Source organism: Acinetobacter sp. ANC 4805 (assembly GCF_022549495.1).
GTDB lineage: Bacteria > Pseudomonadota > Gammaproteobacteria > Pseudomonadales > Moraxellaceae > Acinetobacter.
This window is the reverse complement of sequence record NZ_JAKZGD010000001.1, coordinates 254,268-266,775: the sequence shown is the minus strand read 5'-3', so window position 1 is coordinate 266,775 and position 12,508 is coordinate 254,268. Positions and strand designations below refer to the sequence as shown.

The following is a 12,508-nucleotide window of genomic DNA, read 5'->3' as shown; positions in this document are numbered from 1 at the left end:
ATTCCCTTAATCTTACGATGCCGGCCCAATTAAAACGAGCGTACGTGGTCTTTCCACATAACCTTCTCGCCCATCTGGCACAATCTCTACTAAATCAATTTGTGTTGGATTAATCTTTACGATGCGTCCTTGGTTCATACCCAAGTAACTACCAACCTGTACACGCTCAATCTGCCCATCTGGAGTCTGAATCAAAGCAATAGTTTCATTCGCCTTACCACGCATGCTTCCTTTCATATTCAAGGACTCTAAAGCATAACTTTCCAAAGGCTGAGATTGACGATTGAAGTTCGGATAAACTCGCTTGCCTGCCATAATTTGAAGTTCTGCAGCTAGCGAACTTGGCATAAAAGGACTCTTTAACTGATGTGCTGCATAGTTAAATAATGGTACAGGTGTAAATATTGGTGCAGGCTCAATCGACAATGGAGGTTGATTACGAATTTCTGCCATTTGCTGATTGACCGCATCAATACGAGAATCACATCCGACCAAACCAATACCGAGCAATAAACCACATAGCATTTTATAATTATTCATTAGTGCTGACTCCCTTGGGCTGCTGGAGTTGTATTTGTAGCTGGCTGAGCACTAGGCACTGCACCCGTCTCAGCTTGTTCTTCAGGACTAATATAGCGATAGGTTTTTGCTTTGATTGAATAATTAACCACAGGAATATCGGATGCCTTTGATGAATCAGCTCTTGTTACATCAACAACAAAATCATGTAAGGTTACGATACGAGGCAATGCAGCAATTCCTGTTACAAAAGCACCAAAAGCATGATAATCACCTGTTGCTTCCATACTAATTGGTTGCTCAATAAAGAACTCTTGTTTTACCTCATCCTCTAATTTGATATTTTTAAACTTCAGTCCTGAATTTACACCAGTTAAGTTAATATCTTCAACCAAACTCGGAATCTCAGTTTCTTTGGGTAACTGCTCTAATTGCTGATTAAAATTCGCTTCCATTTCTTGCAATTGAGCTTGATACTGCTGCAGATTTCGCAACTTAGAATCTTTTTCTTTAAATTCATTTAACAAACTTTGTTCTTGTGCTTGGGCATTCGCAATATTATCAAGTTGCTTTTTGATGACAACAAAATAGCCCAAAGCCACAACTGCCAAGAAAACAAAAAACCAGCAAGTAATTTTTACAGAAAGAGACCATCCACCATAGTTATTCATATCCAGCGTATTAAATTGCTGGAAGAATTGTTCTAGCGTCATTTTCTTCTTTTTAACAACAATGGCATCTTGGTTTAAATCATCTGATTTTTCTAAGTTCATTTTGTCACCCCCGCTGTCCCTGATGCTGGAGCTTCTAAAGTTGGGTCAGCTTCAGTTGTTGTCCCTATTTCACCTAAATCTACAGTTACAAGAAAACTTCCATAGTTTTCTTCAACTCGAGGAATTAAAGAACTTGCTGCTTTATCTTTTTTATCATCGGTTGCCAAGAAAGAATTCATAAAGGCATTACGATACCAAGGAGATGCTTCCAAGTTACGTAATAATTCAGCAACTGTATTAGGACTTTCAGCCTTGCCCTCAATCGTAAATTTATCACCCGTTCGTGTAAATTTAGTCAAATACATTGTTGGAGGTGTAACACGTACCAATTCATCAACCAAACGTACAGTAACTGGTCGCTGTCCTTGCAATCCTTGAATGAGCTTCATACGTTCAATAATCGCATTACGCTGCTCTTGCAAACCATCCAATGATTTAAGCTGAGTATCTAAATTTTGATTTGTACTAATAATGAGTTGATTCGCTTGTTCTTGATCATTTAATTTTTGATCAAAATACATCCACCCAGAAAAAACCGATACTACACCTAATGCTGCTACCCCAGCACAAAATGCAACGAATTGCTTCTTTTTTTGTTCTCTTAGCTCATCACGCCAAGGGAGTAAATTAATCTTTGCCATTAATCAAAACTCCTCAATGCTAAACCACATGCAACCATCAATGAGGAAGCATCATTTTCAATTTTTTTAATATCAATTTGCGGAGAAAAGCCCATTTGTAAGAATGGATTGGCAATTGTGACGCGATAGCCTAGTTTTTGTTGTAGTAACTTGGCTAAACCAGGAATATTGGCATTACCACCCGCCAATAAAATATGGTCAATCTCATTAAACTGTGATGATGAGAAGAAAAATTGCAGTGAACGTGCAGCTTGTTGCACAACTGCATCTAAAAATGGCTCAAGCACTTCTGTATCATAGTCATCTGGAAGTGTTCTTTCTTTTTTCGCGCGCCCAGCTTCTTCGAAAGACAATCCATAGCGACTTTGTACATCCTGAGTCAGCTGTCGACCACCAAACACCTGCTCACGTGTATAGATAATTTTCCCTTTCTGCATCACAGATAAGGTGGTCATAGTATGACCAATATCTAAGATACCAACTGTATTTGCGCCCATTGGCAAAGTATCCGCAAATACACTGAAAGCGCGTTCAATTGCATAGCTTTCTACATCAGCAATTTTTGCAGACAAATTGGCAAGCTCTAATACTTCCACACGCGTATCAACATTTTCTGTACGTGTTGCGACTAAAAGTATATTTGCTCGATTTGGGTTCGCTAATTTGTCAGACAAAACCTCAAAATCAAGACTCACCTCATCTAATGGGAACGGAATGTATTGCTCAGCGTCCATACGAATTTGAACTTCTCGTTCTTCTGCTGTCATATCCGCATCCATTTCAATGATTTTATTAATCACCATTGAAGTCGGCACAGCAATTGCTACATTTATTGTATGCGGATTCGCAAGGTTGACGACTCTTTCAAGCGCATCACCCACTGCTTCTGGATTTAGAATGCTTTTTTCTACGACACTGTTTTCAGGCAGCGGCATCACAGCATAGCTTTCAACCCAATATCTACCGTTCTTTACAGAGAGCTCCAATAACTTAACAGTTGTCGAACTAATATCGACCCCTACTAACCCCTTATTTGGTTTACGATATAACCTGAGCACAGTACATTCCTATTTATTTTTTTATCCCCAAAAATACAACTCACTAATTTGCTTTGGTCTTTAATTGATACGGATACAATATCTCATCTAACAATCCGTATGGCTAAAGGATATACTGACCATAATTAGTTTGCCATTCGCTCTTATTAAAACTTACTTATTATGAAAAAGCTATCCAGTTCTGGTATTGTTCGCCCCTTTTTTTTAATCCTTATTATTATATTAGTCTCACTTCCAATGGGATTTTATGGCATGTATCTCTATCTAGCACCCTCTTTGCCAGATATGAGCTCATTAAAAAAGGCGCCTTTATTAAAACCATTACAGGTATACACAGCAGATAATAAGCTCATTGCAGAGTATGGTGGCAAACTTTCAATTCCTGTGAAATATGAGCAAATCCCACCAACATTTATTCATGCTTTTTTAGCAGCAGAAGACTCTTCATTTTTTGAGCATAATGGTATTAGTTTCAAAGGATTAGGGCGTGCGATAACAGAGTCTGTTACGGGTTCAGATGTTCAAACTGGCGGCTCAACCATTACTATGCAAGTCGCAAAAAACTACTATTTAAGTCCTGAGCGAACACTCAAACGCAAACTTACTGAAATTTTTCTTGCTCGAAAAATTGAACAAAATCTAACCAAGCAAGAGATTTTAAGCTCCTATGTGAATAAAATCTTTTTAGGAAAAAATGCGTATGGCATCGCAGCAGCCGCACAAATCTATTACAACAAAAATATCAGTGAACTGACGACTGCACAAATGGCAATGATTGCAGGCTTACCCAAAGCTCCATCAAAATACAATCCTGTGGTGAATCCTGAGCGTGCGCTGGAACGTCGAAACTGGATTTTAGGTCGGATGTTACAACTTGGGTATATCAATCAAAATCAATACCAGAAAGCGGTAGCAGAGCCAATCAATTTAAATATGATTGACCGCTCAGTAAGTAATGTTTTCCCTTACATTGGTGAAATGGTTCGCTCAGAACTGATTGAAAATTTTGGTGAACAAGCAATTGATTCAGGCTATAAAGTCTATACAACCATTGATAGCGATCGCCAACGCTATGCTGAACAATCTGTTCAAGATGGTCTAGAAGCATACGATCGCCGTCATGGTTGGCGTGGTCCAGAAGCACATGACAAGCCCCTAGATCAATTTGTCCCATATGCCAATACTTATCCAGCTCAAGTGATAAAAGTTAATAATAATTCTTTTGATGCCTTGATGCAGGATGGCTCGACAGTCACCGTAAACTGGGCTGGAATGTCATGGGTTCGCCCTTACCGCAATGCCAATAGTGTTGGTGGAGCAGTATCTAATGCTTCACAAATCGTAGAAGTTAAAGATATTATTCGGTTGCGTCCAAATGAAAATAAAACCGTTTGGTCTTTGGTTCAAGTTCCCAAAGTTCAAGGTCAATTGATTGCTTTAAATCCAAATGATGGGTCAATAGAAGCAGTTGTCGGCGGTTATAGTTTCTATCAATCCAAATTTAACCGTGCTTTACAAGGCTGGAGACAGCCTGGTTCAACCATTAAACCCTTTGTCTATGCACTTGCACTTGAACGTGGCATGACCCCCTACAGTATGGTCAATGATAGCCCGATCACAATTGGAAAATGGTCACCAAGAAATGCTGATGGCCGTTACTTGGGTATGATTCCCTTACGTCGTGCATTATATCTATCCCGAAATACTGTATCTGTACGTTTATTACAAAATGTAGGCATTGAACGCACACGCCAACTCTTTATGGACTTTGGTTTAGAAGAAGATCAGATTCCACGCAACTACACCATTGCCTTAGGAACACCTCAAGTCCTTCCAGTGCAGATGGCAACAGGTTATGCAACTTTCGCAAATGGGGGATATCGCATTCAACCTCATTTTATTAAACGAATTGAAGATGCATCAGGCAAAGTTATTTATGAAGCTAATCCAGAATATGCATGTATTCCATGTATTAGCGATCCAAATGCCTATGCAGCATCAGATGAACCGAAAGAAGACGCTGTAAATGACATCACTAATCAAGCTTTAGATGAGACAATTGCTGCTTCTGAGACAGCAGCAACCGATACACCAACAGCAGGCACAACAAATAGTAATTATCGCCAAGCCCAACGCATTTTAAAATCTAGTTCAGCTTATGATATGGCAAACATTTTACGCGATGTGATTCAGCATGGTACTGGACGTGCAGCACTTAAAATTGGTCGTGATGATTTAGGTGGTAAAACAGGAACAACCAATGATGCAAAAGATGCATGGTTTGCTGGTTTTAACGGCAAATTAGTTGCAATTACTTGGGTTGGTTTTGATCAACCTCGCACACTAGGTCGTCGTGAGTATGGTGGGGTTGCTGCTTTACCAATTTGGACAAATTTCATGGCAAATTCGCTTAAGGATACACCATCGGCTTGGGTTCGCTTAGATAAGGATGCCAAAGATCCAATCTCTTTTGACAAACTAGCAATTGAACAAAAAGAAGGACAAAAAGAATATCGTGCTTCACCACCTTTAGCACGTCCACTTTATCGCCCTGCCCCGACAACGCCGACTCGGTCTATACAGACTGACTTTTCTGATTTACCTGAAACTGGTTCACCGGATGAAGAACAAATTATCATTCCAGCGAAGAAACAACCTCCAGCAATGGGGGCTACGCCATCTCAAAGAGAACATGATGGTATCGAAAATCTAATTAATGATATTCAATAATATAAAAAGAAAGAGGCCATCAAATTGATGGCTTCTTTCTTTTTTGGAACACATAAATTTGAAAAGCAGCCGTGGCCAAAAATTGCTGCTCTTGCTCTAAAGCCATTCTTCTCTCAGGATTCGCTTTATATGCATAAGGCGTCATAGCAATCAAATTTTTTAATGCGTGTTGATCCAACACCATTTGAGTTTCTACAACTTGTTGTTGCTTCAACTCAAATTGAGCATCTAGTTGCTGCACAAATTTCTGCGGTTCGTGCAAATTCACTTGTTCAAATAACGCTTCACGCAACGCATAAAGATGTCTTGGCGCAGGTGTTACCACAATCAAATGTCCATCATCCCGAAGTACTCGTATGATTTCATCCTGTGGAATTGGACTAAATAAACTGCTGCACACATCAATTGAATGATCTTGTACGGGTAATGTCGCGCCTGTTCCGACGACCCATGTCACTTTTGAATTAAGTTTAGCAGCTCTTTGCACAGCAGCTTTAGCAATATCAACACCGATACAATCTTGAGTCTGCGCTTGCATGGCATGGGTATAATATCCCTCACCACAACCAATATCCAAAACAGCTTTCGGTTTTAATTGCTGCAATAACTCAACGACTGCAAGTTGTAGCGGTTGATAAGCGCCCGTTTGCAAAAACTCACGACGAGCCAATACAGACTCAGCGGTATCCCCTGGCGTTTTACTGTGTTTATGCTGCACCACATGCAAATTAACATAGCCTTGCTTGGCAACATCATAATGATGACCTTTTTCACAATGCCAAGAGTTTGCAACCAAATTCAATGATTGGCGACAAACAGGGCACATCAACAAATTCATCCATTTTCTCCAAACATAAAAAAAGCTGGTGATCACCAGCTTCTTTTTGAATCATGGTTTAACGCAACTTTAAGGTCATTAAGCCTAACACAACAAGGAAAATGGTAATAATCCAAAAGCGAATAACGACTTGAGTTTCTTTCCAACCTTGTTTTTCATAATGATGATGTAAAGGTGCCATTAAGAACACACGTTTATTACGCATACGCAATGAACCGATTTGTAAAAATACAGAAACGGCTTCCATCACAAAGACACCGCCCATAATCGCAAATACAATTTCTTGGCGTACCATCACAGCAATTGTACCCAGCATTGCACCGAGTGCCAAAGCACCAACATCGCCCATGAATACTTGGGCAGGATGGGCATTATACCAAAGGAATGCCAGACCCGCGCCAACCATTGCGGAACACACCACAACCAATTCGGACGTATATTTTACATAGGAAATATGCAGATAATTGGCGAAACGAATATCACCCGACAAATAGGCAAACACCCCTAAACCTGCTGCAACCATGACAATTGGCATAATTGCCAAGCCATCTAAACCATCCGTCAGGTTGACTGCATTAGAAGCACCATTAATGACCAGATAAGTAAAACCAATAAATGCTAAACCAAACGGAACCGCTGAGAGTGGAATCGAGAGGTTTTTGAAGAATGGGATAAGCAAATCCAGCATGTTTGCCGTATTCACTGGATTATCCTGTTGTTTGGCAATTACATATAAGGCAATACCAGCACCTAATGATGCTACAGAAGTCCAAAAGAATTTTTTACGTGCAGGCAAACCAGCATTATCTTTATAACGGACTTTGATCCAGTCATCTGCCCAACCAACAGCACCAAAGACCACCATGACACCCAATACAATCCAGACGTAAGGATTTGATAAATCAGCCCACAATAAAGTACTAATACCGATGGAGAGCAGGATTAGGATCCCCCCCATGGTTGGCGTACCCATCTTTTTGGCATGATTTTCAGGAGCAAAAGAGCTCACCGCCTGACCATATTTTAAGGCTTGTAATTTACGGATCATCACTGGCCCTAAAACCAAGCCAATCGTCAAAGCAGTCAATACGCTTAATAAAGAGCGTAATGTTAAGTAGCGAACCACTTGGAAAGAGCTGTTATAGCCTGCCAATTGTTCAAATAACCATAACAACATTTAAATGTTCTCCATCAAATCAGCCATCAACGTTTCCATATGGGTATAACGAGAACCTTTAAATAGGAAACTCATGTACTGTGGTTGATGTGTCTCTACCAAACTAATCAAAAATGACAAAGCTTGTTCCTGATTCAGAAAAGCTTGTAATTTTTTACCGTACTGCGTACTTCTCGCACCTTCTTGTGTGGCAGGTGAAAATTCTCCCACTGCGACCACAAAATGAATCCCCTGCATCGAAACTAAATCTCGACCTAACAAATAATGCTGCTGTGCTGCTGTGCTGCCAAGCTCACCAATATCTCCAATCACCATCACTTTAATCCCTGCTTGTTGAGCAAGAACCTCCGCTGCGGCACGCATCGAAGTTGGATTGGCATTATAAGTATCATCAATAAATAAGTAATTTTGACGTTGAATAAAATTCAAACGTCCTTTAGCACCCTGTGCTTGCTCCAAGCCTTGTACAATATCATCAAGCGCAATGCCGATTGCCAGTGCAAATGCAGTTGCAGCAGCGGCATTTTGCACATTATGTGCACCTGCAAACGGGAGATCCACTGCACGTATGCCTTGTGGAGTATGTAAATTGAATTTTGCTGATTGAGGATGTAATTCAACCTCTGTCGCAAATACATCTCCACCCTGACCAAAACTCAGAATTGAATGAGCTTGGGCATTTTCACGAATGGTAACTGTAAAATCATCATCAGCGGGAACAACCGATATTCCGTCAGGCAAAATATGTGCATAAATCTCTGACTTGGCACGACAAATTCCTTCACGCCCACCAAACTCACCTAAATGTGCCGTACCAATATTCAGAATACCAGCCACATGTGGTTGAACCAGATGAGAAGTATAGTCAATTTCACCTTGATGACTCGCACCCAATTCCATCACAGCGTATTGATGCTCTGAACGCAATTCAAGCAACATCATAGGTACGCCTAAGTCGTTATTTAAATTACCACGCGTAATCAAGGTTGGCGCTAAACGAGATAAGATACTACCCAACATTTCTTTCGTCGTGGTTTTACCACTACTGCCTGTTAACGCAATCACTTTCAACTGCGGATTTTGTTGACGACGATAAGCACCGAGATGACCTAAAGCCAAACGTGTATCTTTGACAATCAGTTGTGCAATATCTGCATCAATCGGGCGCTCTACGATGGCAATTTGACAACCTTGGGTCGCCACTTGGGCGACAAAGTTATGTGCATCAAAACGCTCACCTTTTAAAGCAAGAAAAACGTCTCCAGCTTCAGCATGACGAGAGTCAGTCAAAATACGCTTGATTTCGCTTTGTGGAATTTTATGATTATGCCACTCACCTTGAGTCGCTTGTTGTAATTGCTCTGCTGTCCAAGGTTCTAGTGGAACGGTGCTGGTTGTTGAAGTATGCATACGCTTTATTTACCTTTTAACCTTATTGCGCAGGATAAGCTGAATCGACTGAATGGGCTTGTGCATTAATCGCAGACTGTACCTCGACCACATCATCAAACCAGTGACGAACGCCATCCACTTCTTGATAGTTTTCATGACCTTTGCCCGCAATCACCACAATATCGCCTGCTTGAGCTTGAGCAACCACAAACTTAATTGCTTCACGACGATCATGAATTTCATGTACGTTGTGTTCTGCAAAATCTATTCCCTGCTTCATATCAGCAAAAATCTGTTCAGGGTTCTCAGTTCGTGGATTGTCTGAGGTAAGAACCACAGGATTAGCATGATCAAGCGCAGCCTGAGTCATTAAAGGACGCTTACCACGATCGCGATCACCACCACAGCCAAATACAGCCCATAGTTGTCCAGTAACATGACGTTTTAACGTAGTTAATACTTGAATCAAGGCATCAGGGGTGTGGGCATAATCGACGACAAATAAACGATCCGCATCTTGAATGACTTGCATTCGCCCTGGAGCACCCTGAAGTTGAGGAACAAACTGCACTAAATCAACAAGGGAAAAGCCCGCATATTCTGCTGCAATCAAGCTTGCTAATAAATTCTCTACATTAAAATGCCCAAGCAATGGGCTTTGCACAGCAAAAGTACCTGTTGGACTAATCAATGTAAAACTTGCACCACTCAAGCGATATTGCAAATCAGCAATATGATAATCCGCTGTCGTTTGAGTCAAAGAATAAGTCAAAACTTTCGGTTTTGATGGATTCTCTTTCGCAGCAGTCAGCATCACGTTTGCATGTGCATCGTCGATGTTAATCACAACGACTTTTAAAGTAGTAAATTTAAATAATAGCGCCTTAGCTTCTGCATAAGCCTCTAAAGTACCGTGATAATCCAAATGATCACGACTTAAATTACTATAAACTGCAATTTCAAGATCGCAACCATTCAGACGACCTTGTTCCAGACCATGCGAACTGGCTTCTAGTGCGACAAAACTTGCCCCTTGTTTAGCATAGTCATGTAACGCTTGCTGTAATTGCAATGCATCCAAAGTGGTATGGGTCGATGGGGTTAATTTTGGCAAAATACCATTGCCCGTTGTTCCCATCACTGCACAGCCTGCCGCTTGTGAACTGACTAATTCTGCAATCAGACGTGAAATGGTGGTTTTTCCATTTGTACCCGTTACCGCAATACCACGTAATGGCTGTACAGGATCGACCGCTAGCAAATACTGCTTCTGCCATTCACCCATGAGATAACGCACTTCAGGACAAACCCACTCATTTGTGAGCCCCAAACTCGTTTCACTAATGACCGCCGATGCCCCTGCATTCAGCGCATTCTGTGCAAATTGACGTGTTTTTTCAGGTTGACTATAGCTACTTAAAGCAATAAAAATTTGCCCTACTGCAATCTTACGACTGTCCAAACAAAAGCCCTGAAAAGGCTGAGTAGGCCAAGCCGCATCGATGCTGATCGGATGTATCTGCTGAAAACTAATCGACATAATCTACCTACGGATTGGATTTTATAGAAGTATCAAGTGGCTTATCTAAAGGTACATTCAATAATCGTAGCGATTCTTGCATAATTCTCGCAAAAACGGGTGCTGCGACTAGACCACCGTAATAACGACCCTGTGGATTTTCAACTACAATAATCATCGCTAAACGAGGATCGCTTACTGGAGCAACCCCAGCAAATAAAGCACGATACTCATTACTCGAATAACCTTTACGATCCGCGCGTAATTTATGTGCCGTACCTGTCTTACCACCAACACGATAACCTGGAATATTTGCTTGTGTTGCTGTACCACCCGGCATCGTAACTTGTTCAAGCATCAGTAGCACTTGATCTGCAATTTTAGGGTCAAGTACTTGCTTGCCTTGGGGTGCCTGATCTAATTTTCGTAGACTTAATGGCATTTCCATACCATGATTTGCCAACATGGCATAACCTTGTGCGACTTGTAAAATTGTCGCATTCAAGCCATAACCATACGCCATCGTACCCAACTGAGATGGATTTAATTTCTCACCCGAATACAACAGACCCGCACTTTCACCGGGAAACTTCACATCTGAACGATGCCCAAAACCAACACGACGGAAGAAAGAAGGAATCGCATCTTTAGGTAACGATAGCGCGAGTTTGGCTGAACCAACGTTTGATGATTTAACAATAATCCCTGTCAGGGTCAATGCGCCATAATTATGCGTATCACGGATAGTATGCCATCCCAATTTCATTGAACCCGGCGAAGTATTGACGATGGTATTTGGAGTATATTTCCCACTTTCTAAAGCTGCAGCGACCGTAAATGGCTTCATGGTCGAACCAGGCTCAAACATATCAATTGCGCCACGGTTACGCATTGCATCTTTGTTGGCTAAACCATTTTTATCATTCGGGTTATACGATGGCCAACTGGTCATTGCCAAAATTTCGCCCGTTTTTACATCCACTGCAATTGCAGTGGCAGAACGTGCATTATTCGCGACACCTGCTGCAGTCAATTCACGATACATAATATATTGCAAACGTGAATCAATACTGAGTGTAACGTTTTCGCCTGATTCAACTTCTTTAACCACTTCAGAAACTTTAAGACGATTACCTTTTTTATCACGAATAATTTTTTGTTCACCGTCCACGCCAGAGAGCTGCTTATTCAGCTGCATTTCTAGACCTTCGACCCCAACACCTTCACTATTAGTCAAACCAATAATCTGTGCATTCGGTTGTGGTTGTGGATAGTAGCGCTTATAACTCTTCTCAGCATAAACCCCTTGAAAGTTTCGCTTGGTAATTAAATCAGCTTGCTGAGGCGGGATTTCCTTCTGCAATACCAAATAGCGCGAACGTGGACGAGCTTCCATTTGCTTTTTGAGATCTGCACGATCAACACCCACTGCATCTGCCAATTCATCTAAATTTAGATTCTTATCTGGCAACTGACGTTTGAGTTTACGGTTAGTTGGGTCTTTTTGTAGTTCTGCCGTAATGTCATCATACTGCTTTTTAGTCTCCCAATAATCTCTTGGGTCAATGACGATTTTCATAATCGGTGTACTAATCGCCAAAGGTACACCATGGCGATCACTAATCACGCCACGCATCGCCTCTAAGCGTTCGGTACGTAAAATATTGGCATTGGCTTTGTTCTGCAAAAAGTCTTTATTGACCACTTGCACATAAAAAGCGCGCGCGACCAAGATAATAAAGCAAAGGAGTACTGTTCCCCAAAGCAAATAAAATCGCCACATATCCAAAGCAAGTGTTGGTTTTTCCGAAATGGACTGCTGTTTTTTTCGTATTGGTTTGCTTCGCTTATCTGCCATACA

The 12,508-nt window shown here is 41.1% G+C and carries 9 protein-coding genes and 1 pseudogene; 1 reads left to right on the top strand and 9 read right to left on the bottom strand.

What is annotated here, in order from left to right; genetic code table 11:
• Positions 1 to 12: 12 nt before the first annotated feature.
• From MMP60_RS01245 to MMP60_RS01230, 4 genes are read right to left on the bottom strand one after another with little or no spacing between them, the layout of a single operon-like run.
• Entirely contained in the window at positions 13 to 540 is a 528-nt protein-coding gene (locus MMP60_RS01245; RefSeq protein WP_241334615.1) for a pilus assembly protein PilP, read from the bottom strand.
• Complete coding sequence (locus MMP60_RS01240; protein WP_241334614.1) at positions 540 to 1,292, bottom strand: type 4a pilus biogenesis protein PilO; 753 nt, start codon at positions 1,290 to 1,292, stop codon at positions 540 to 542. Before MMP60_RS01240 ends, MMP60_RS01245 begins: the two co-directional genes overlap by 1 nt.
• A complete protein-coding gene (locus MMP60_RS01235) occupies positions 1,289 to 1,933 on the bottom strand; it encodes a PilN domain-containing protein (protein WP_241334613.1) in 645 nt (214 codons plus the stop codon). The genes MMP60_RS01240 and MMP60_RS01235 overlap by 4 nt, the downstream gene beginning before the upstream one ends.
• Positions 1,933 to 2,991: a pilus assembly protein PilM gene (locus MMP60_RS01230; RefSeq protein ID WP_241334612.1), complete on the bottom strand. Its 1,059-nt coding sequence runs from the start codon at positions 2,989 to 2,991 to the stop codon at positions 1,933 to 1,935. The genes MMP60_RS01235 and MMP60_RS01230 overlap by 1 nt, the downstream gene beginning before the upstream one ends.
• A gap of 162 nt (positions 2,992 to 3,153) precedes the next feature.
• On the opposite strand from MMP60_RS01230, the gene ponA reads away from it, so the two are divergent.
• A complete protein-coding gene (gene ponA / locus MMP60_RS01225; RefSeq protein ID WP_241334611.1) occupies positions 3,154 to 5,721 on the top strand; it encodes a penicillin-binding protein PBP1a in 2,568 nt (855 codons plus the stop codon).
• A gap of 19 nt (positions 5,722 to 5,740) precedes the next feature.
• Here the strand turns inward: ponA and MMP60_RS01220 are convergent, their stop codons facing one another.
• From MMP60_RS01220 to ftsI, 5 genes and pseudogenes are all read right to left on the bottom strand, one after another.
• Positions 5,741 to 6,559, bottom strand: a complete 819-nt coding sequence (locus MMP60_RS01220; RefSeq protein ID WP_241334610.1) for a putative RNA methyltransferase — start codon at positions 6,557 to 6,559, stop codon at positions 5,741 to 5,743.
• Between the two features lie 58 nt (positions 6,560 to 6,617).
• Positions 6,618 to 7,736: a phospho-N-acetylmuramoyl-pentapeptide-transferase gene (gene mraY, locus MMP60_RS01215; RefSeq protein WP_241334609.1), complete on the bottom strand. Its 1,119-nt coding sequence runs from the start codon at positions 7,734 to 7,736 to the stop codon at positions 6,618 to 6,620.
• Complete coding sequence (gene murF / locus MMP60_RS01210) at positions 7,737 to 9,146, bottom strand: UDP-N-acetylmuramoyl-tripeptide--D-alanyl-D-alanine ligase (protein ID WP_241334608.1); 1,410 nt, start codon at positions 9,144 to 9,146, stop codon at positions 7,737 to 7,739. It lies immediately after the preceding gene.
• Between the two features lie 22 nt (positions 9,147 to 9,168).
• A complete protein-coding gene (locus MMP60_RS01205; RefSeq protein WP_241334607.1) occupies positions 9,169 to 10,668 on the bottom strand; it encodes a UDP-N-acetylmuramoyl-L-alanyl-D-glutamate--2,6-diaminopimelate ligase in 1,500 nt (499 codons plus the stop codon).
• Positions 10,669 to 10,671: 3 nt separating this feature from the next.
• Positions 10,672 to 12,505: pseudogene (ftsI, locus tag MMP60_RS01200) on the bottom strand (penicillin-binding protein PBP3).
• Positions 12,506 to 12,508 lie beyond the last annotated feature (3 nt).

Bases quoted from the DNA above. Each gene is read 5' to 3' on its own strand.
- ponA (WP_241334611.1), top strand. From the start codon at position 3,154: ATGAAAAAGCTATCCAGTTCTGGTATTGTTCGCCCCTTTTTTTTAATC.
- MMP60_RS01245 (WP_241334615.1), bottom strand. From the start codon at position 540: ATGAATAATTATAAAATGCTATGTGGTTTATTGCTCGGTATTGGTTTG.
- MMP60_RS01205 (WP_241334607.1), bottom strand. From the start codon at position 10,668: ATGTCGATTAGTTTTCAGCAGATACATCCGATCAGCATCGATGCGGCT.
- MMP60_RS01240 (WP_241334614.1), bottom strand. From the start codon at position 1,292: ATGAACTTAGAAAAATCAGATGATTTAAACCAAGATGCCATTGTTGTT.
- mraY (WP_241334609.1), bottom strand. From the start codon at position 7,736: ATGTTGTTATGGTTATTTGAACAATTGGCAGGCTATAACAGCTCTTTC.
- MMP60_RS01235 (WP_241334613.1), bottom strand. From the start codon at position 1,933: ATGGCAAAGATTAATTTACTCCCTTGGCGTGATGAGCTAAGAGAACAA.
- MMP60_RS01220 (WP_241334610.1), bottom strand. From the start codon at position 6,559: ATGAATTTGTTGATGTGCCCTGTTTGTCGCCAATCATTGAATTTGGTT.
- murF (WP_241334608.1), bottom strand. From the start codon at position 9,146: ATGCATACTTCAACAACCAGCACCGTTCCACTAGAACCTTGGACAGCA.